This window comes from Bradyrhizobium sp. dw_78, from assembly GCF_018449525.1.
GTDB lineage: Bacteria > Pseudomonadota > Alphaproteobacteria > Rhizobiales > Xanthobacteraceae > Bradyrhizobium.
The window spans coordinates 24,022-43,373 of the sequence record NZ_JAAVUS010000002.1 but is presented as its reverse complement, the minus strand read 5'-3'; the positions used below and the strand labels follow the sequence as shown (position 1 = coordinate 43,373).

19 protein-coding genes are annotated in these 19,352 nt (G+C 62.5%); 17 read left to right on the top strand and 2 right to left on the bottom strand.

From position 1 onward, the window contains the following. The first annotated feature begins 4 nt into the window (after nucleotides 1-4). The 6 genes from HB630_RS06045 (at nucleotide 5) to HB630_RS06020 (ending at nucleotide 6,331) form a co-directional block, all read left to right on the top strand. On the top strand, nucleotides 5-598 hold the full coding sequence (locus HB630_RS06045; protein WP_213770849.1) for an SRPBCC family protein: 594 nt from the start codon (nucleotides 5-7) through the stop codon (nucleotides 596-598). A 231-nt stretch (nucleotides 599-829) separates the two neighbouring features. Then, complete coding sequence (locus HB630_RS06040) at nucleotides 830-1,927, top strand: BMP family ABC transporter substrate-binding protein (protein WP_213770847.1); 1,098 nt, start codon at nucleotides 830-832, stop codon at nucleotides 1,925-1,927. Between the two features lie 20 nt (nucleotides 1,928-1,947). Then, complete coding sequence (locus HB630_RS06035; RefSeq protein ID WP_213770846.1) at nucleotides 1,948-3,450, top strand: ABC transporter ATP-binding protein; 1,503 nt, start codon at nucleotides 1,948-1,950, stop codon at nucleotides 3,448-3,450. Then, entirely contained in the window at nucleotides 3,443-4,552 is a 1,110-nt protein-coding gene (locus tag HB630_RS06030; protein ID WP_213770845.1) for an ABC transporter permease, read from the top strand. The genes HB630_RS06035 and HB630_RS06030 overlap by 8 nt, the downstream gene beginning before the upstream one ends. A 37-nt stretch (nucleotides 4,553-4,589) precedes the next feature. Then, entirely contained in the window at nucleotides 4,590-5,525 is a 936-nt protein-coding gene (locus HB630_RS06025) for an ABC transporter permease (protein ID WP_213770844.1), read from the top strand. An 86-nt stretch (nucleotides 5,526-5,611) separates the two neighbouring features. Continuing rightward, nucleotides 5,612-6,331, top strand: a complete 720-nt coding sequence (locus HB630_RS06020; RefSeq protein ID WP_213770843.1) for a cysteine hydrolase family protein — start codon at nucleotides 5,612-5,614, stop codon at nucleotides 6,329-6,331. A 31-nt stretch (nucleotides 6,332-6,362) separates the two neighbouring features. On the opposite strand, the gene HB630_RS06015 is transcribed toward HB630_RS06020, so the two are convergent. Beyond that, a complete protein-coding gene (locus HB630_RS06015; protein ID WP_213770842.1) occupies nucleotides 6,363-6,782 on the bottom strand; it encodes a VOC family protein in 420 nt (139 codons plus the stop codon). Then, nucleotides 6,779-7,792 carry a 2-oxoglutarate and iron-dependent oxygenase domain-containing protein gene (locus HB630_RS06010; RefSeq protein ID WP_213770841.1) on the bottom strand — a complete coding sequence of 338 codons (1,014 nt, stop codon included), beginning with the start codon at nucleotides 7,790-7,792 and terminating at the stop codon, nucleotides 6,779-6,781. The genes HB630_RS06015 and HB630_RS06010 overlap by 4 nt, the downstream gene beginning before the upstream one ends. 444 nt (nucleotides 7,793-8,236) lie before the next feature. Between HB630_RS06010 and HB630_RS06005 the strand changes: the two genes are divergently transcribed. From HB630_RS06005 to HB630_RS05955, 11 genes are all read left to right on the top strand, one after another. Next, the gene (locus HB630_RS06005; RefSeq protein ID WP_213770840.1) at nucleotides 8,237-8,956 is read left to right on the top strand and encodes an aspartate/glutamate racemase family protein; all 720 of its coding nucleotides are present in this window, start codon (nucleotides 8,237-8,239) and stop codon (nucleotides 8,954-8,956) included. 87 nt (nucleotides 8,957-9,043) lie between these two features. Then, a complete protein-coding gene (locus tag HB630_RS06000) occupies nucleotides 9,044-9,895 on the top strand; it encodes a VOC family protein (RefSeq protein ID WP_218626038.1) in 852 nt (283 codons plus the stop codon). A 90-nt stretch (nucleotides 9,896-9,985) separates the two neighbouring features. Beyond that, a complete protein-coding gene (locus tag HB630_RS05995; protein ID WP_213770836.1) occupies nucleotides 9,986-10,999 on the top strand; it encodes a zinc-binding dehydrogenase in 1,014 nt (337 codons plus the stop codon). Further along, complete coding sequence (locus HB630_RS05990) at nucleotides 10,996-11,430, top strand: PaaI family thioesterase (RefSeq protein WP_346656042.1); 435 nt, start codon at nucleotides 10,996-10,998, stop codon at nucleotides 11,428-11,430. The genes HB630_RS05995 and HB630_RS05990 overlap by 4 nt, the downstream gene beginning before the upstream one ends. A gap of 81 nt (nucleotides 11,431-11,511) precedes the next feature. Continuing rightward, the gene (locus HB630_RS05985) at nucleotides 11,512-13,116 is read left to right on the top strand and encodes an ABC transporter substrate-binding protein (protein ID WP_213770835.1); all 1,605 of its coding nucleotides are present in this window, start codon (nucleotides 11,512-11,514) and stop codon (nucleotides 13,114-13,116) included. 13 nt (nucleotides 13,117-13,129) lie between these two features. Then, nucleotides 13,130-14,098 (top strand): ABC transporter permease, encoded by a 969-nt coding sequence (locus HB630_RS05980; RefSeq protein ID WP_213770833.1) that lies wholly within the window; start codon nucleotides 13,130-13,132, stop codon nucleotides 14,096-14,098. 4 nt (nucleotides 14,099-14,102) lie between these two features. Then, a complete protein-coding gene (locus tag HB630_RS05975) occupies nucleotides 14,103-14,948 on the top strand; it encodes an ABC transporter permease (RefSeq protein WP_213770831.1) in 846 nt (281 codons plus the stop codon). A gap of 1 nt (nucleotide 14,949) precedes the next feature. Continuing rightward, a complete protein-coding gene (locus HB630_RS05970; RefSeq protein ID WP_213770829.1) occupies nucleotides 14,950-15,978 on the top strand; it encodes an ABC transporter ATP-binding protein in 1,029 nt (342 codons plus the stop codon). Further along, the gene (locus tag HB630_RS05965) at nucleotides 15,956-16,945 is read left to right on the top strand and encodes a dipeptide ABC transporter ATP-binding protein (protein ID WP_213770827.1); all 990 of its coding nucleotides are present in this window, start codon (nucleotides 15,956-15,958) and stop codon (nucleotides 16,943-16,945) included. Before HB630_RS05970 ends, HB630_RS05965 begins: the two co-directional genes overlap by 23 nt. 27 nt (nucleotides 16,946-16,972) lie before the next feature. Further along, nucleotides 16,973-18,481, top strand: a complete 1,509-nt coding sequence (locus tag HB630_RS05960; RefSeq protein ID WP_213770825.1) for a class I adenylate-forming enzyme family protein — start codon at nucleotides 16,973-16,975, stop codon at nucleotides 18,479-18,481. A 298-nt stretch (nucleotides 18,482-18,779) separates the two neighbouring features. Further along, nucleotides 18,780-19,241, top strand: a complete 462-nt coding sequence (locus HB630_RS05955; protein ID WP_213770823.1) for an Lrp/AsnC family transcriptional regulator — start codon at nucleotides 18,780-18,782, stop codon at nucleotides 19,239-19,241. The last annotated feature ends 111 nt before the right edge of the window (nucleotides 19,242-19,352 follow it).

Genomic DNA, 19,352 nt, shown 5'->3' with positions numbered 1-19,352 from the left:
TGAGATGAAGCTGCATCAGGAATTTACGATCGCGCATCCACTCGATGAGGTCTGGCGTTTCCTTCATGACGTCCCGAAGGTCGCGGGCTGTTTGCCGGGCGCCGAATATGTCGGCGCGACGGAGGAGGGGCGGCATCTCGGCAAGGTTTCGGCGAAGGTCGGCCCGTTTCAAGCAAGTTTCGACGGCGAGGCGGCGGTTCACTACGACGAAGAGAAAAAATCGGTGGCGCTCGAAGGCAAGGGCGTCGATCGCAAGGGAGCCAGTCGCGGCAAGATGAGCATGAACTGCCTCTTGCTGCCAAAAGGCGACCTGACCGGCGTCGTTGTCGATTCCGATATCCAGCTCTCGGGAACCATCGCGCAATTCGGGCGTACCGGTCTCATCTCCGAAGTCGCCAACGCGCTCGTCGCTAATTTCGTGCGCAACGCTGAAGCTGCAATCGGCACGGTACGTGCATCGAAGAAAGGCGCCGATGCCGAAGTTGCGGCGGACACGTCCGCTCAGGATATGTCCGGCGGCAAGCCGATCGGCGGCTTTGCCTTGGTCGCCATGCTCATCAGGGGATTTATCCGATCCCGGTTTCGTCGCGGTGGTTGAGAATAAATCACCGTTCAACGTGGGAGTTCTTAGCTATGAGCCTGACCATGAGACCCGGCGCGGATGAAATTAGGATGGCGAAGTGCCCGGCGCCAATGGGGTTTTCTGCCCACTATAGTATCTCCCGCTGCGTAAATATTGGGCGCGCTATTTTCCGCGCGGTTTGAAACTATTCGTTCGTGAAACGATGTCGTCGCTCCACAGATCTGGGGTCAAAGGGGAATCAAGATCATGCAACAGCTATTGAAGAGAAAGTATTGGACCATGCTCGCCGCGGCCGGCGCGGCGATCTCTTGTGGGGCTGCGGCCTACGCCGCCGGCTTTACGCTTCCAGCGGCGCCCAAGATCGCATTTCTCTATTTCGATCAGAAGAACGATGGCGGCTGGACCCAGGCCTTTGACGAGGCGCGCCCGAAGATCGAGAGCGCGGTCGGCATGAAGATTCCGTTCGTGGAGAAAGTGCCGGAGGTCGCCGGCCAGATCAAACCCGCCGCGGAGCAGTTCATCCAGCGCGGCTACAACGTCATCATTGGCACCGCATTCGGATATTCCGACACTTTCAAGGAACTGTCCGAGAAGTATCCGACGGTTGCCTTTCTCAATGCGTCCGGCACCACCAACGGCCCCAACCTCGAATCGTTCTATGGCCGGACTTACGAGAGCCAGTATCTGTGCGGCATGATTGCGGGCGGAATGTCCAAATCCGGCAAGCTGGGTTTCGTTGCCGCGCATCCGATCGGTCCGGTCAACTGGACCATCAATGCCTATGAACTCGGTGCCCAGAAGATGAATCCGAAGGCCACCGTCACGGTGATCTTCACCGGCGCTTGGAACGATCCTGTGAAGGAGCGTGCCGCGGCCGAGGCTCTGGCGGATCAGGGCATCGACGTGATCGGCCAGCATGTCGACACGCCGACGCCGCAGATCGTTGCGCAGGAGCGCGGCATTTACGGCACGGGACATCACCGCGATTTGCGTGAGTTCGCGCCGAAGGCGACATTGTGCTCGTCGGTTTGGACCTGGGACAAGTTCCTGTCGCCGGAACTGAAGAAGATTGCGGCGGGCAATTGGCAGCCCAGTCCCTATGGCGCATTCCCCGGCATCAGCGAGGGTGGCACCGATATCGCCTGCTGCGGATCGGCGGTACCAAAGGAAGTCGTCGACAAGGTGATGGCCGAGCGCGCCGCGATCATTGCCGGAAAGCAGATCTTTACCGGACCGATGAGCGATACCACCGGCAAGGAGCAGCTTGCGGCCGGCAAGCCGATCGACGACGGCAGTTTATGGAAGATGGATTGGTACGTGCCGGGCGTGATCGCACAGAAATAGCGGTAATACCGGACGTCTCGATGACTTCAGCGCTTGAGCTCACCGGAATCAGGAAGACGTTTGACGGCGTCGTCGCACTTGACGGCGCCGTCTTCTCGGCGATACCCGGAGAGGTTCACGCGCTGCTCGGCGAAAACGGCGCGGGCAAGTCGTCGCTGATGAACATCGCGGCAGGCTTTTACGTCCCGGATGCCGGAACTGTCGCGGTCAACGGCGAAACGGTTGCGCTGTCCGGTCCGGCCGACGCGCGCGGCCGCGGAATCGGCATGGTTCACCAGCATTTCAAGCTGGTGAAGCCATTCACCGTTGCGGAGAACATCCTGCTGGCGAATCCGCGGCCGAGCTTTCGTTCCGGAATTCAGGACATTCGCCAGAACGTCCGCAAACAGGCGGATCAGCTCGGCTTCGATATCGATCCCGAACGGCGGGTTGGCGATCTCTCGGTCGCCGAGCAGCAGCAGGTGGAAATCATCAAGGTGCTGATCGGCGGCGCCCGAATTCTTATTCTGGATGAGCCTACGGCGGTGTTGACCGATGTCGAGGCGGAGCGGTTGCTGCAAATCGTTCGCCGTCTCGCCGATAGCGGCGTCGCCGTGGTGCTGGTCACCCACAAGCTTCACGAGGTGAAGCGCCACGCCGATGCCGTCACCATCATGCGCGGCGGACGCACGGTCGCGACTGCGGATCCACACGTAGCCTCTGCGGCGGAGCTGACGGAGTTGACCGTCGGTCAGACGGCGCCGCTACCGGCACGGGCCGAGCGCCCGCGCGGAACAACGCTTCTCAATGTCGGCGCCTTGTACTGCGCCCGCGGCGATGGCCAGGTGATGGTGGCCGACGCCAGCTTCTTCGTCCGCGCCGGTGAGATTTACGGTCTTGCCGGCGTCAGTGGTAACGGTCAGGCCGAACTGGCCGAAGCGCTGATCGGCGCGCGCCAGCCGCTCTCCGGAGAAATCTGGCTGGAAGGGCCGGGCGATATCGGAACGCTGCCTCCGGCCGTCCGTCGCGAAGCCGGGCTCGCCGCGATCCCCGCCGATCGCTATGCGTTCGCGTTGGCCGGATCGTTGTCGATCGCGGATAATTTCACGGTCGCGACCATCCAGTCCGGTCGTTACGGGACGCCCTGGCTGATCGACCGGACCGCGATGCGCCGCGACGCCCTGGAGGCTGTCGCGGCCTACGATGTGCAGGGTGTGCGCGGCGTCGGGCAAAAGGCGGCCTTGCTGTCGGGAGGCAATGCCCAGAAGCTGGTGATCGCCCGCGAATTCAGCCGGCAGCCGACGGTGATCGTCGCGCATAGTCCGAGCCGCGGGCTCGATGTGCGGGCCTGTGCCGCCGTGCATGAGCGGCTGCTTGCCGCGCGTGATCGCGGCGCGGCGGTGGTGCTGATCAGCGAAGACCTCGACGAAATCCTCGCTCTTTCCGACCGGATCGGCGTCATGACACGGGGACGGATCGTCGCCGAATTCGACCGACCGGCGGACCGTCAGGAGATTGGCCGCGCGATGGTGGACCATGCATGATGTCGCGATGACGATGCGCGAGAATTCGCCGTCGCCGAAACCGCCGCCGCGCCGCGGCGTGGGCCGCTTTACGCTGGATATGCGCCAGGCGCTTTCGCCGTGGAAGCAGGCCGGCATTCTCGCAGGTTCGCTGGCGATCGGGCTTTTCATTTCGGTGGTGATCCTCGACATTGCCGGCATCGCGCCGTTTGATCTCGTCAGGGAACTCGCGGGTGTCTTCAATGCCGACAGTCTGCGCTCGGTACTGGTCCGGGCTGCGCCGTTGATCCTGGTCGGGCTCAGCGCCGGCCTGGCGTTCCGCATCGGGTTCTGGAATCTCGGTTTGGAGGGCCAGATGGTGTTCGGCGGCATCGGCGCGACGGCGGTGTCCATCTATGGCATCGGGCCGGAATCGACGCGGCTCGTCGTGATGGGCATTGCCGCATCCGCAGGCGGCCTGTTGTGGGTGATGCTGGCGTATTGGATGAAGGTGCGCTTTCGCGTCAACGAGATCATCTCGACGCTGCTGATGAATTATATCGCCTCGTATTTTCTGCTGCATCTGTTGTACGGCGCCTGGCAGGATTCCAAGACCGCGTTTCCGCAATCGACCCAATATCAGCCATTCGAGCGGCTGTCCGATATCGGATATGGCATCAATAGCGCGCTTCTGGTCGCGCTTGCCGCGGCCGTGGTGGCGGGATGGGGCGTCCATCTCAGCCGGGCCGGCTTCTACATGCGCTTCATCAGCGCCAATCCCAATATGGCAAAGGTGGTCGGCGTTCCCGTGCGGACGATCAGTATCGCGGTGATCGCGCTCTCGGGTGTCGCGGCGGGGCTTGCGGGTTTCGTCAACGTCGCCAGCCAGGAGGGGCGGCTGACGCAGTCGTTCTTTGACGGTTACGTGTTTTCCGGCGTTCTGATCGCGTTCCTGTCGCGCAACGATCCGATCATCGTGGTGATCGTGGGATTCCTGCTCGCGGTCCTGTTCGTGACCGGTCAAACGCTGCAGGTTTTTTACCAGATTCCCTTCACCATGGTGCAGCTCATCGAGGCCATTATCGTGATCGCGGTCGCGTCATCCGAATTCCTGATCCGCCACCGCATTCGCTGGACTCGCTGAACATGCGCGTGGAGAGTTGGAGAAACGAGCTACGTGCATGAATGATTTTTTCATCAACTGGCTGGCGAACGTTCCCGGCACCGCGGCGCCTTACGCATTCGCGGCGCTCGGCTTGATTATTTCCGAACGCTCCGGAGTCCTGAACCTGACCGCCGAAGGACTGATGCTCGTGGGCGCCGTCGCCGGCCTGGGCGCCAGCCTGACGATGGGCGGCCATCCGTTGATCGCGCTTCTGGTCGCGATGCTGGCAGCGAGCCTCATGTCGTTGTTGTTTGCGGGCCTCGTCGTGATCCTGCGCGTCAATCAGGTGATTGCGGGCCTGTCGGTCGTGTTCTTTTGTCAAGGGCTGACCGGCTTGATCGGTACGCTGGCGAATTGGCAAAATCACCCGATTGCCGGCCTCAAGAAGATTGCGATCTGGCCGCTCTCGGAAATTCCCGTGATCGGCCGTATCCTGTTCGATCAGGATCTGGTCGTCTACCTCGCCATCCCGATCTTTTTTGCGGTATCGTTTTTCCTGCGCAGATCGATGCTGGGACTGAAGCTGCGTGCGGTGGGCGAGAACCCCGCGGCCGCTGATGCCGCTGGGCTTAACGTATCGTTGTACCGGATCGGCGCGATCGTGGCGGGTTCGTCGCTGGTCGGACTGGCGGGCGGCTATATCTCCGTCGTGAGTGTCAAGCTGTGGGTCACGGGCATGGTGGGAGGGCGCGGCTGGATCGCGGTGGCCCTCGTGGTGTTTGCACGCTGGGCGCCGTGGCCGGCGCTGGCCGGAGCGCTGCTGTTCGGGTGTATCGAAGGCGTGGTTCCGCGTATCGCCGCGGCCGGGATCAGTGTTCCGCAATACCTGATGCTGATGACGCCCTATGTCGCGACCATCGCGGTGATGATGTGGGTGGGGGCGCGCAACCGCGGCTATCAGGGCGAGCCGGGCGCGCTTGGCCAGCCGCATGTGCGGGAGGAGCGGCGATGACCGCACAAGTTCGGCATGGACCTCCATTTCGTCTAAGATTCGGTTCAGATACCTGCCAGGTCAGATAGTCGGAGGTCACCATCGCCATGCGCATTCACGTTTACGGCCAGCCGCGCGACGTCACGACCGGATTCGACGATTACCTCGATCCCGCCAAGACCGCGGTGGTCTCGATCGATATGCATCGCGGCCATCTCGATCCATCGCCGGATTGTCCCTGTCCAGCGCCGCGCGCCCGCGACGTCGTCGCTCCGATCGATGCCTTTCACGACAAGGTTCGGGCGCTCGGCATCCCCATCATCCATGTCCGGTCGGTGCTGCGGCGAAGCGGCGTCGACGATCTCAACGGCATCAGCGCGGCCTGGCGGCGCACGTTTCCGCTTCACGTCGGGGCGATACCTAACAGCGAAGCTCACGCCATCGAAGGTTCGCGCTGGACCGAGTTCGTGACGCGGGTCGAGCCCTCGGATCTGATTGTCGAGACCAAACGGCGGCTGTCGGCGTTTTACCCGACCGATCTGGATTTTCTGCTCCGCAACATGCGGGTGGAGACCATCGTTCTGAACGGCGGCTTCACCGATTGTTGCGTGCTGAACACCGCCTTCGACGCCAACAATCACAATTACCGGGTGATCGTCGCCCAGGATCTGGTGCGCGGCACCGACGACAATCTGGAAGCGGCGGCCCTGGCGATGGTCTCGTTGCATCTGGGCCTGGTGGTGAACTCCAACGACCTGCTCGATGAATGGAGCAGCGGCAAAGCATCAGGCGTTGCGGCTGCGGGCAAGAGCATGAAAATCGCCTGAGGCCGCTTTATGCGGAACGGGCGACGCGCTTTTATTCCAGCATATGGTTGATGCGGAATACGTTCTGCTCGGGATCGAGCAGGACGGCCTGATACCAGTTATAATAGGTCTTGTAGGGCGGCTTGACCAATTGCGCGCCCAGCGAGACCGCCTTCGGTGTCAGCCGGTCGACCTCGGCCATGCTGGTAACATCGATATTGAGCAAGAACTTGATTCCGCTCACCTCGGAGAATGCGCTTAGCTCCAGCAGGCCATAAGCGTCCTGCGCATTGAAGCCGAGGCTGCTGCGCCCGGTATCCAGCCCCCGGAAAATAGGCGAGCGGATCTTCTCGATCTCCGTGAAGCCGAACACATCGATATAGAACTGGCTCAGGGCGACGATATCCTGCGCAAAGACATTGACGTAGGATAGCGTCGCCTTGTCCAGGGATTCAGCCGTGGAATTCGTCATGCTGTTTTCCTGGCGCCTTCGCCGAAGGTCGTCTGCTTGACGAATTTGCTGGTCAGGTGGTCGCCGGACGACACCGGCTCATATTTGGCCGGGTTACCGGGCCCTTTACAGCTCTCGAGGCATTCGACCATCGCGTCGTAATTGGGCTGATGAAAGAACACCAGCGAAAGCCGCGCGCTGTCATTGGCCTTGTCCCGCGGCGGATTGGCGACGCGATGAAGCGTCGAGGACCACAGGTCGTTGGTCCATTGCATCATGAGGTCGCCGATATTGACGACGAATCCTCCTCCCACCGCCGGAACGTCGATCCATTCTCCGGCCTTGTTATAGACTTGGAGGCCGCCGGGGCGGTCTTCCGTCCGCACGACGGTCAGGCTGCCATAGTCGGAATGGGCGCCGGCGCGCAATTGGCCGGGCAGGGGCGCCTCGTGCTGATCGGGGTATTTCAGCGCCCGGAACATGCTGATGTGCTTATCGATCTTGTTGTCAAAATAGGTTTCGGGCAAATCAAGGCCGAGCGCGAAGATCCGCATCAGCATCTTCGAGAGATCGGACATCGCCTCGAAATATTCGGTCCAGGACTTCTTGAAATCCGGGATTTGTTCTGCCCATAGATTGGGCGCGAAATGCGGTCCGGCGGCCGGCCCATTGAAATATGGATCGTCCGGCACGTCGACGGGGCCGATCGAAAATGACTCCTTGAGATCGCCGGGCGTTTTTTCATCAAGGCTGTAGGACAGGCCTTCGTCGCCGACGGCGCTGTAACCGCGGACCTGGTCATCCTTCGGCCGCTTGAGCGCCATCTTGTCCGCAGCCGGCAGGTTGAAAAAAGCCCGTGCGCTCGCATCGACCCGATCGACCAGCGCGGAAGGGACGCCATGCCCGGTAATGACCAGAAAGCCGATATCCCGGCAGGCTTGCGCCACCGCCTTGGCCACAGCCTGCCGGCCTTCGGGGGAGCCGGTGCGATACGGCGAGAGGTCGATGATCGGGATGCTCATCAGTGTCATGGGCTACTTCCATTGTTTAATGCGGTTTGCACAAGACGGCGGCACTGCAATTTGACGAACTAGCAGCAAGCATGTTCCGTGCCATAACTAAGGTTGCCGGCGGTCCGGTTTTGATCCCGACCAACGCCGCGCGAATAGAATCTCGTCCCTATTGGCAGCCGGCAAACGCACCTCCACGAGGATTCCGCAAATCGTCTTGCGGTCGGCAGACGCAGCTTGCGTCCGGGGATGCATATGCCCCAACGATGGCGGGTGATGCCTCGACAGCACGCACGGAACGCATTCCGACGCGATCTTGAAATCCTATTCCAGACATCGGTCCAACTATGAAGTTTATTCCCGGATAGATCGTCTATTGTGCCGCAGCTACGCAACCGGATTGCGCAACCGCGCTGCTACGATCCCGCTCAGGACAGAGATGTCGTGTAGAGCGAGCAGCGAGAAATGCAGACGATTGGCTTGATCGGCGGAATGAGTTGGGAAAGCACTGCTGTCTATTACCGCCGGCTTAACGAGCAGGTGCGCGACCGGTTGGGCGGGCTTCATTCCGCCGAGATATTGATGCGGTCGGTCGATTTCGACGCGATCGTCAGCCTGCAGAAGCAGGGGCGCTGGGACGACGCCTGCAATATTCTGGCGGATATCGCCCGCGCGCTGGAAGATGCGGGGGCGGGCTGCCTGCTGATCTGCACCAACACCATGCACAAGCTGGCCGAGGAGGTGCAGCGCGCGGTATCGATCCCGCTGCTGCATATCGCCGACGTCACCGCAAGCGCCATCAAGGCCGACGGGTGCCAGCGGCCGCTGTTGCTGGCGACGCGCTACACGATGGAGCAGGAATTCTACGTACAGCGGCTGCGCGATCATTTCGGGCTGGATCCCGTCATTCCCGATGCCGATGACCGCACCGTCGTTCACGACATCATCTTCGACGAATTGTGCCAGGGGATCGTCAACGCGCGTTCCCGCGAACTCTATCTCGACGTCATCGCCCGCGGCAAATCGCGCGGCGCCGACAGCGTGATTCTGGGCTGCACGGAAATCTGTCTGCTGGTCGGCCCGCAGCATGTCGACCTCCCGGTGTTTGACTCGACGTTGCTGCACGTTGATGCGGCAATCGAATTCTCGATGGCGAAGCAGACGCCGCATCCGAGGGCTGCATGAAGCGGCGGTTCCGGCCAGGGGTGGTGGCATTGATCTTGCTATGTATTCGCCAGCCTCGCGTCAGTTTGTGACAGAAGAGTGAGTAATATGGTTGTCCCTGTCGATGCCATCAGGCCCGTTCTCGACCACGTTGTGGTCAATGTGATGGGCAAGCTCGATGAGGCTGCCGAGCAATACACGCGGCTCGGCTTCCAGCTCACCGAGCGCGGCCATCACACGCTCGGCTCGAGCAACAATCTCGCGATCTTTCGCGATAACTATCTCGAACTGCTGGGCTACCTGCCCGGGCGCGAAACCATGCGTGCCGATCTGTGGGCGCACCCTGCCGGGCTGACCGGCCTGGTCTTCAAGTCGCCCGATGCCGATCTCGTTTACACGGCGCTGAAGGAGCGCGGCGTGGCTGTGCTCGAGCCGATGAGTTTTGCCCGGCCGGTCCAATTGCCGGGCGGCGCGCAGGATGCGCGCTTCAAGGTGATCCGTGTCGGCGGCGAAGAGGTGCAGAACGGCCGGACGTTCTTCTGCCACCACGATACGCCGGAACTGGTGTATCGCCCCGAATGGCAAAAGCATCGCAACGGCGTCACCGAAATCGTCGAATTCGTCATCGCCTCGCGCGATCCGGCGCGAACCGCTTCGCTCTATGAGCGGATGTTCGGCGCCCCGTTGCTGACGCCCGTTGCCGGCGGCGTGTCGTTTGCGGCCGGGGCTGCGACCGTGTTCGTGTTGGAGCCGGAGGCGGTCACCGAGCGTTACGCCGGCGCCGCGCTGGCCGATCCGGACGGTTCGGATCGGATGGTCGCGCTGACATTCAAGGTGACGTCGCTGGACCAGCCGCGCGCGGTGTTCGACGCCGCGAAGATTCCTTACCGGCTTTTTGAGCGCCGGATCGTGGTCGATCACGCGCAGGCCGCCAATGTCGCGCTTGGGTTCACCGCATGAGGACGCGCGACGTGACGAACACGCAACAGGCCGTGGGCAGATGGGCGACTGATTTGCCCGCCGTGGCCTAACAACGGAGTGATACAAAAGATGCGAGCGGTAGTTCTTCGGGAACATGGCGACAACGACAAGCTTGAATATGTCGCGGATTATCCGACGCCGAAGGCGGGCGAGGGCGATGTCGTCGTGCGGGTCAAGGCCTCGTCGATCAATTATCACGACGTGTTCACCCGTCGTGGCATGCCGGGCATCAAGGTGCCGCTGCCGGTCATTATCGGGCTCGACGTGGTCGGCGAGATCGCCGAGATCGGCGCTGGCGTCAACGGTTGGAAAATCGGCGATCGCGTTCTGATCGACCCGGTCAACCGCGTCGAAGGCGGCCTGATGGGCGAGACCCAGGATGGCGGCCTCGCCGAATTCTGCCGCGCCAAGGCCCATCAACTGGTGCGGATTCCCGAAGGGGTCAGCTTCGAGCAGGCGGCGGCGCTGCCGGTCGCCTACGGCACCGCGATCCGGATGATGAACAGCATCGGCCGGATCAAGGCCGGCGAGAAGGTGCTGATCCTCGGCGCCAGCGGCGGTGTCGGCGTCTGCTGCGTCCAGCTCGCCAAGCTCGCGGGCGCCTATGTCATCGCTTGCGCCGGCAGCGAGGAAAAGGGCCGGCGGCTGACCGAACTCGGCGCGGACGAGATCATTCTCTACACCCAGAACGATTTCATGAAGACGGTGTTCGAGCGCCACGGCAAGCCACATCGGCGGCGATTTGTCGAGGGCGGCGGCGTCGACGTCGTGGTCAACTTCACCGGCGGCGATACCTGGGTGAAATCAATGCGCTGTCTGAAGCTGGGCGGCCGCCTCCTCACCTGCGGTGCCACCGCCGGCTACGCACCCACCGAGGATATCCGCTTCATCTGGACCTTCGAATTGCAGGTCCTCGGCTCCAACGGCTGGGAGCGCGAGGACATCGAGAAATTATTCGAGCTGGTGCGGGGCGGCAAACTCCAGGTGCTGATCGACAAAGCCTACCCGCTCAAGGAGGCGAAAGAAGCGGTGCGGGTGATCGAAGATCGCGCCGTATTCGGAAAAGTCGTGGTGGTGCCGTGAGCAAGTCCGAGACTACGGCGCTGACGGCCGCCGAAATCCAAAAGATGCTGGATGCCTCGCCGTTCAACCTGTTTCTGGGCCTCACCGTGGTCAGCGCCGATCCGGTCAAGCAGGAAGTCACCATGCGCTCGGCGATGCGCGCGGAGTTTGAGCGCCGTCCGGGATCGAAACAGTGGCACGGCGGCGTGATCGCTTCGGTGATCGATACCGTCGGCGACTTCGCGGTCGGCATGATGGTCGGCCGCGGATTGCCGACGGTCAATTTCCGCGTCGACTATCTGAAGCCCGCGGTCGATACCGCGCTGGTCGCGGTGTCGCGGGTTCGCCGCGCCGGAAAGAGCGTCGGCGTCGCCGACGTGGACGTGTTCGACGAGAAAGGCGCGCTGCTGGCGATCGGAAGAGGGACCTATTCGACGCTCGAGTCAAAATAACAGCGCCTCTCAAATAACAACACTGGGACGGAATACGCACGGCGAGGAACTGGTTCGACGTAATCGAAACAAGGAAGAACGATGAACAGGTTTTCGAGGCGCGATTTTCTGATGACGAGCGCGGGCGCCGCGCTCGCCACCCGCTTGATCGATCCTGCCCGTGCCGACGTCGAGGCGCCGAAGCGCGGCGGCACGCTGATCGCGACCTGGGGCGGCTTGGAGCCGCAATCGCTGTTCGTTCCGGCCGGTGGTGGGTCGAGCCCGTATTTTACCTCGACCAAGGTCCACGAGCGGCTGCTCCGGTTCACGGTCGATCTCAAGTTCGAGCCCGTGCTGGCGCTCGAGATCAAGCCTGCGGCTGATTTCCGCAGTTACACGATCAAGCTGCGCGACGGCGTCACCTGGCACGACGGCAAACCGTTCACCGCCGACGACGTCGTGTTCAATGTGATGGAATATTGGAAGCCGATTTCGGCGGGGGTATCGCTGGATGCGCTGGAGAGCGCTGAAGCGACCGATCCGCTGACGGTGGTGCTGAAGTTCAAGGCGCCCGTTCCGGAGTTCTTCCTCAAATCGGTGCTTGCCGGCAAGTCCGGCCTCATCATCCCCAAGCATATCTATGCGGGCAGCAACATCATCACCAACCCGATCAACAACACGCCGGTCGGCACCGGTCCGTTCAAGGTCAAGGAATGGGTTCGCGGCAGCCACGTCGAGTATCTTCGCAACGACAAATACTGGAATCCGTCGCTGCCCTATCTGGACCGTCTCGTGATCCGCTGGTGGCGCGACCCGGCGTCGCGCTCGGCGGCCTTCGAGGCCGGCCAGCTCGATATCGGCACCTTCAACCCGATCCCGATCCCGGACATCGATCGTCTCGCCAAGGGCGGCAAGATCATCGCGGAAACCAAGGGCTATTCGAACTCGGCCTGGGTCGCCACCATCGAGTTCAACCAGCGCCGCGAGATCTTCAACAAACGGGAGGTGCGGCAGGCGCTGATGCAGGCGATCGATCGTCAGTTCATCGCCGACACGATCTTCTTCGGGCGTGCTCAACCTTCGGTCGGCGCCATCCACTCCTCGAACTCGATCTTCTTCACCAAGGATGTCCAGGATTACCCGTTCGATTCCAAGAAGGCGGCCAAGCTGCTCGACGCCGCCGGCTATCCGGTAAAGGGCGGCTCGCGCTTCAAGCTCAACCTGGTCTCGGCCGGCTGGTTCGAGGAGAACGAGAAGATCGGCCAGTACATCAAGCAGGCGTTTGAGGATATCGATATCACGGTCGATCTGGTCGTGCCCGATCGCGCGACGTCGCTGAAACGCATCTACACCGACTATGACTACGATGTCGCGATATCCAACAATTCCGGTAGCGTCGAACTGATCCCCAGCACGACGGAATTCTACACCACCGACGGCATTGTCAAGGGCGCCGCGTTCCGCAATGCCACCGGCTATTCGAACCCGAAACTCGACGAGGTCGTTGCCAGGATGGCGGTCGAGACCGACGAGCGGAAGCGGATCGCGCTGGCCGGGGATTTCGATCGCCTCGCCAGCAGTGAGGCGCCGCTGTTGCCGCTGGTCGATCTCGAACCGGTGACGATCGCTCGTTCCGACGTCCGCAACCATTCCACTACCGCGGACTTCATGGGCGAAAGCTGGGCCGAACTCTGGCTCGACCGCTGAACGGAGGGCCGACTTGCGTCGCATCGTCCTTCGCCGCCTCGCGCAGATCATCCCGCTGGTATTCGCGGTGATCGTGCTCAACTTCGTCCTGATCCATCTCGCGCCCGGCAGCTTGTTCGACGTCATGACGTCCGAACAGCAGATCACGGATCCTTCGATGCTCGATCAGCTGCGTCATACCTACGGGGTTGACCAGCCGACCTGGGTGCAGCTCGTGAAATACATCTGGTCGGTGATGCGGCTCGACCTTGGTTTTTCCTACCGGCAGAACGCTCCGGTGCTCGACGTGATCATGGACCAGTTGCCCGCTACCCTGATCCTGATGCTGTCGGCCACCGCGATTGCGCTTCTGGTCGGCGTGACCGCAGGCGTGCTGGCGTCAATCCGGGTCAATTCGATCTGGGACAACCTGATCTCGCTCGGCGCGGTGTTTTTCTTTGCCGCGCCGAGTTTCTGGCTCGGAATCATGATGACCGTGCTGTTCGCGGTCAAACTCGGCTGGTTTCCGGTGGGCGGCATGCGCACGATCGGCACCGACAACGGCGCGTTCGCCGATGCGCTGGATGTGATGCATCATCTGGTGCTGCCAGCCACCGCGCTCGGCCTGTTCTACGCCGCGACCTACGCGCGGGTGATGCGGGCCTCGATGCTGGAGGTGCTCCGGCTCGATTTCGTCCGCACCGCGCGCGCCAAGGGATTGTCGTCCACGCGGGTCACGCTGGCGCATGTGATGCGCAACGCGCTGTTTCCGGTCATCACGCTGCTCGGCCTGCAACTGGGCACGATCCTCGGCGGCAGTGTGGTGATCGAGGCCGTGTTCAGCTGGCCTGGCATCGGCAGCCTGCTGTTCGACAGCATCATGAGCCGCAATTTCCCGATGGTGCTCGGGGTGCTCGTGCTCGGCTCGCTGCTGGTCGCGGTCGCCAACGCCGCGGTGGACCTGCTCTATCTGCGGCTCGATCCGCGCATTCGGCCGAGATAGGCGCATGTTGACGCTGACCGTCGATTTTGCTCGCCGTTTCGCCCGCAATCGCGCGGCACTGGTCGGGTTCGTGCTGGTGGTCGTGGTGATCGGTGTCGCGGTGGCCGCGCCCTGGATGTTCCCGCGCAACCCGCTGCGCATTGTCGGCCGTCCCGAGATCTGGCCGTTCGTCAATCCGCGCTACCCGTTGGGCACGGATTCGCTGGGCCGTGATATCGCGGCGATGATCGCCTACGGCGCGCGCACCACGCTGCTGATCGGACTTTGCGCCAGCCTCACCGCGACGATCATCGGCATCACGGTCGGCGCGACCGCCGCCTATTTCGGCGGATGGGTCGACGAGGTGCTGATGCGCTTCACCGAACTGTTCCAGACCATCCCGAACCTGATCTTCGTGCTGACGATCGTCTCGATCCTCGGCCAGAAGATCGAATATGTGACGATCGCTGTCGGGATCGTGAGCTGGAATCCGATCGCGCGGCTGACACGCGCGGAATTCCTGTCGCTGCGCGATCGCGAATTCGTCCAGGCCTGCCGCGCCATGGGCATGGGCAACCTGCGGATCATGTTCGGCGAGATCCTGCCCAACGCGCTGCCGCCGGTGATCGTGCTGTCGTCGCTGGTGATCGCCGGCGCCGTGCTGTTCGAGTCGGCGGTGTCGTTTCTCGGCCTTGGCGATCCCAATGTCTCGAGCTGGGGGCGCCTGATCGGCGACGGCCGCACCCTGATCCGCACCTCCTGGTACATCTGCGCGGTGCCGGGCGTGGCGATCATGCTGACGGTGCTGGCGCTCAATTTGGTTGGCGACGGCCTCAACGACGCGCTCAACCCCAAGCTTCGGGATCGCTGACATGGGTCTCAGCAAGGTTCTTGATAGCGCCCAGATCCTCGATATCGACCGGCTGCAGGTGTCGCTGTTCACCCGGCGCGGCGTGCTGCCCGCGGTCGATGGCCTGTCGCTGACGGTCGCGGCCGGCGAGACCGTGGCGGTCGTCGGCGAGTCCGGCTGCGGCAAGTCGCTGACGGCGCTGGCCGTGATGCGCCTGTTGCCATGGCCGCCGGCCAGGATCGTCGGCGGCGCGGTACGTTTCATGGGACGCGATCTTGCCGCCTTATCCGATCGCGCGATGCAGCGTGTGCGCGGCAAGGATATCTCGATGATCTTCCAGGATCCGATGACGTCGCTCAATCCGGTGGTGACCATCGGCGATCAACTGATCGAAGCGGTGCGGTCGCACAACGACGTATCGCACAAGGAGGCGTTGAACCGGGCGGTCGAATTGCTGCGGCGGGTCCGCATTCCGGACGCGGAACGCCGGGTGCAGGATTTTCCGCACCAGATGTCCGGCGGCATGAGCCAGCGCGTGATGATCGCGATGGCGATCGCTTGCGGGCCGAAACTGCTGATCGCCGACGAGCCGACCACCGCGCTCGACGTCACCATCCAGGCGCAGATCCTGGATCTGATGAAGGAATTGCAGGCGAGTTCCGGCATGGCAATGATCATCATCACCCATGATCTCGGTGTCGTCGCCGAGACCGCCGACCGTGTCGTGGTGATGTATGCCGGCCGCAAGGTCGAGGAGGCGCCGGTCGAGGCGTTGTTCGAGCGGCCGCTGCATCGCTATACGCGCGGCCTGCTCGGCGCCACGCCTTCGGCGATGCGGCGGCACGGTGCCAGGCTGGCCGAGATCAGCGGCGCCGTTCCGGCTCTGTCCGAACTGCCGCCCGGCTGCGCCTTCCAGAACCGCTGCCCCGATGCCTTCGACCGCTGCCGCGCCGAGCGGCCGGCCTTGATGCCGCTAATGCCGGGCCGGACCGTGGCGTGTTTCGCCGCCGAAGAGGAGTTGTCGCGACATGTCGCTGCTGTCGGTACTTAGCCTTTGCGTGCAATACCAGAGTGCGCAGGGCACGGTGCGCGCGGTTGACGATGTCAGCTTCGAACTCGAGGCCGGCGAGACCATCGGTTTGGTCGGCGAATCCGGCTGCGGCAAGTCGACCTTGTCCAAGGCGATCATGCGCCTGGTGCCGAGCTCCGACGGCCGCGTCATGCTCGACGGCCAGGATATCACCGATCTGCAGGGCGCCCAGCTCAGGCCGGTGCGCAAGACCATGCAGATGATCTTTCAGGACCCTTACGGCTCGCTCAATCCGCGCCACGACATCGGCACCATCATCGGTCAGCCGCTCAGCGTCGCCGGATGGCTGCGCCGCGACATCCGCGATCGGGTCACGGAGCTGATGCGGCAGGTCGGGTTGCCGGCGGACGCGGCGCGGCGCTACCCGCATGAATTCTCCGGCGGCCAGCGCCAGCGGATCGGAATAGCCCGCGCGCTGGCGCTGCGGCCGAAGGTCATCATCTGCGACGAGCCGGTGTCGGCGCTGGACGTCTCGGTCCGTGCCCAGGTCATCAACCTGCTGCAGGATTTGCAGCAGCAGACCGGCGTGTCATATCTGTTCATCTCGCACGATCTGTCGGTGATCGAGCACGTCTCCGACCGGCTGATCGTGATGTATCTTGGCCGCATCGTCGAAAGCGGCGGTGGCGCCGATCTCTGGCGGAAGCCGGCGCATCCTTATACGCAGGCGCTGCTGGCAGCCGCGCCGGTCGCTGATCCGAAGCTGGCGCGCAGCCGGACCAGGAGCATTCTGCAAGGCGAATTGCCAAGTCCGCTCAATCCGCCGGCGGGTTGCAGCTTCCACGACCGCTGTCCGATGGCGCGTGAGCGCTGCAGCCAGGAGCGGCCGGTGCTGCGGGCCGTGTCCGGCGGCCGCATGGTGGCCTGTCACTACGACCTGCTCGAACAGCCCGCCGAGGCGCCGCAGGCCGTGAGCGTGGCGCGATGAACAATCTCGGGGAAAAGGAGTCTTGCCATGCGCTGGCACAATCTTGGTGATCTAGTCGACCGCAGCGCCGATCTCGACAAGGAGGCCATCGTCGACCTCGCCTTGCCCGGCGGCCCGAGGATCTACACTCATCGGCAGGTCGATCGCCTCGCCAATGGCGTTGCGAATTATCTGTCCGAGCGGGGCTTCGCCCGCGGCACCCATATCGCGATCGCGTCGTTAAACCGGGCCGAATATGCCATCGCTTATTTCGGCATCATGCGGGCCGGCTGCGTGGCCGTGCCGGTCAATATCAAATTGCCACGCGAGACCGCCGATTATGTGATGGACGATGCCGCCATTGCGCTGGCCTTTGTTGACGCAGCGAGCCGCGGGATCGTGCGCGACACTATTCCGGTCATCGACTTCGACGACACCGGCCCGAACGGGTTTGCCGCGACCATCATGCCCGGCGATTTTACCAGCGTGACGGCGGGTCCCGACGAGGTCGGCCAGATGCTCTACACGTCCGGTTCGACCGGTCGGCCCAAAGGCGTGCCACTGTCACACTATGGCCAGCTCTGGGCGATTTCGATCCGCACCGGCGGCGCTCTCAATGAAGCCGAGCGCTATGTCATCGCGCAGCCGCTGTTCCACATGAACGGGCTGTTTGCGCTCAAGACTATCTTTGCCAGCAACGCCTCGGTGGTGCTGCTGCCGGCGTTCGAGACTCGCAGCTATATCGAGGCGATCGCGAAATATAAGGTGACCGCGGCCGGAGCCGTGCCCACGATGTGGGCGAGGGTGGTCAAGGAGACCGAGCTGCTGGCGCGGAACGACATCACCTCGGTCCGCCGGCTGATGCTGGGTTCGGCGCCGATGACGATGGGACTGTGGGACAAGATCAAGCAGGCGCTGCCCAACGTGACGATCTCGATCGGCTACGGCACCACCGAGGCCGGGCCCGCGGTGTTCGGACCGCATCCGAACGGCATTCCGACGCCACCGCTGTCATTGGGCTATCCGATCACGCTCGACAGCGTCAAGCTCGTCAATGGCAGCGAGAACGAGGGCGTTCTGCTGATGCGTAACCCGTCGCTGATGGACCACTACCATCATTTGCCGGAGCAGACGGCGAAGGCGATCATCGATGGCTGGTACTACAGCGGCGACGTGATGCGGCGCGACGACAATGGATTCTATTATTTCGTCGGCCGTGCCGACGACATGTTCGTCTGTTCGGGCGAGAACATCTATCCGGGCGAGGTCGAGAAGCTGCTCGAACGTCATCCGCAGGTGCAGCAGGCGGCGGTAGTGCCGTTGCCGGACGAGGAGCGCAGCCAGGTCCCGGTCGCCTTCATCGTTACACGCGCCGATGCCAGGCCGAGCGCCGAGGAGATACGGAAGTTCACCATCGCCAACGGGCCGGCCTATCAGCATCCGCGCCGAATCGAATTCGTCAACGAACTGCCCTGGGCCGGCACCAACAAGATCGACCGCAAATCCCTGATCGCGCGAGCGCGTTCGCTTGAAGCGGCCCAGGGCTGGTCGGTGTGACGGCGCTGTCGGGCAAGATCGCACCCGGTCGCGTCGGCGGCGGTCAGCGCCCGTAGGCCGCTTTCTCCCGCAAAAACTCGCGCGTCGCGGCGGTGATCGCCGCTGTCGTTCAGTAACCCGACCAAACCTGGAATTGCACGTGAGCCCCTTTCCGGGCTGGCGTAACCTTCTTGCTGCAAGTTTGCGCAGGCGTTGATAAAAATTTATACTCGCCGACCAAGAAATCTAGCAATATCATTGCTCAAATTCAGTAGCGGATAGTATAAATTTCCGTACTCTGCCTGGATTGGAGACCGACATGCTCAGCGAACTCGATCGCAAGATCCTCGCGATCCTGCAGGTGGACAGCAGCGCGTCGATGCAGGAAATCGCCGAGCGGGTCGGGTTGAGTTCGACACCCTGCTGGCGCCGGATCCAGAAGCTTGAAAGCATGGGCTATATCAAGCGCCGGGTCGCGCTGCTGGATGCGGAAAAACTCAACCTCGGCGTCAGCGTCTTCATCGCGGTCAAGACCAACCAGCACAACGCCGAGTGGGTGCAGAAATTCCGCAAGATCGTCGTCGGCTTTCCCGAGGTGGTGGATTTCTATCGCCTTAGCGGCGACGTCGATTATCTGATCCGCGCGGTGGTGTCCGATATCCGCGCCTATGACGATCTTTACCAGCGCCTGATCGCCAAGATTGATCTGCACGACGTATCGTCGATGTTCACGATGGAGCAGATCAAGTCGACCACCGAATTGCCGCTCATGAACGCATAGGCCGATCGGTGCGACCGGCAGCGCGCTGTTCATGCCGGTGCAGTGTCTTTCTTATCGAGACATAGATGTGTGGCGCGCGTCGATTGCGGAATTCTCTCAGGTTGCAATCTC

What these genes read in the sequence shown, in the direction of transcription:
- HB630_RS06045 (WP_213770849.1), top strand. Translation starts at nt 5, where the DNA reads ATGAAGCTGCATCAGGAATTTACGATCGCGCATCCACTCGATGAGGTC.
- HB630_RS06040 (WP_213770847.1), top strand. Translation starts at nt 830, where the DNA reads ATGCAACAGCTATTGAAGAGAAAGTATTGGACCATGCTCGCCGCGGCC.
- HB630_RS06035 (WP_213770846.1), top strand. Translation starts at nt 1,948, where the DNA reads ATGACTTCAGCGCTTGAGCTCACCGGAATCAGGAAGACGTTTGACGGC.
- HB630_RS06030 (WP_213770845.1), top strand. Translation starts at nt 3,443, where the DNA reads ATGCATGATGTCGCGATGACGATGCGCGAGAATTCGCCGTCGCCGAAA.
- HB630_RS06025 (WP_213770844.1), top strand. Translation starts at nt 4,590, where the DNA reads ATGAATGATTTTTTCATCAACTGGCTGGCGAACGTTCCCGGCACCGCG.
- HB630_RS06020 (WP_213770843.1), top strand. Translation starts at nt 5,612, where the DNA reads ATGCGCATTCACGTTTACGGCCAGCCGCGCGACGTCACGACCGGATTC.
- HB630_RS06015 (WP_213770842.1), bottom strand. Translation starts at nt 6,782, where the DNA reads ATGACGAATTCCACGGCTGAATCCCTGGACAAGGCGACGCTATCCTAC.
- HB630_RS06010 (WP_213770841.1), bottom strand. Translation starts at nt 7,792, where the DNA reads ATGACACTGATGAGCATCCCGATCATCGACCTCTCGCCGTATCGCACC.
- HB630_RS06005 (WP_213770840.1), top strand. Translation starts at nt 8,237, where the DNA reads ATGCAGACGATTGGCTTGATCGGCGGAATGAGTTGGGAAAGCACTGCT.
- HB630_RS06000 (WP_218626038.1), top strand. Translation starts at nt 9,044, where the DNA reads ATGGTTGTCCCTGTCGATGCCATCAGGCCCGTTCTCGACCACGTTGTG.
- HB630_RS05995 (WP_213770836.1), top strand. Translation starts at nt 9,986, where the DNA reads ATGCGAGCGGTAGTTCTTCGGGAACATGGCGACAACGACAAGCTTGAA.
- HB630_RS05985 (WP_213770835.1), top strand. Translation starts at nt 11,512, where the DNA reads ATGAACAGGTTTTCGAGGCGCGATTTTCTGATGACGAGCGCGGGCGCC.
- HB630_RS05975 (WP_213770831.1), top strand. Translation starts at nt 14,103, where the DNA reads ATGTTGACGCTGACCGTCGATTTTGCTCGCCGTTTCGCCCGCAATCGC.
- HB630_RS05970 (WP_213770829.1), top strand. Translation starts at nt 14,950, where the DNA reads ATGGGTCTCAGCAAGGTTCTTGATAGCGCCCAGATCCTCGATATCGAC.
- HB630_RS05965 (WP_213770827.1), top strand. Translation starts at nt 15,956, where the DNA reads ATGTCGCTGCTGTCGGTACTTAGCCTTTGCGTGCAATACCAGAGTGCG.
- HB630_RS05960 (WP_213770825.1), top strand. Translation starts at nt 16,973, where the DNA reads ATGCGCTGGCACAATCTTGGTGATCTAGTCGACCGCAGCGCCGATCTC.
- HB630_RS05955 (WP_213770823.1), top strand. Translation starts at nt 18,780, where the DNA reads ATGCTCAGCGAACTCGATCGCAAGATCCTCGCGATCCTGCAGGTGGAC.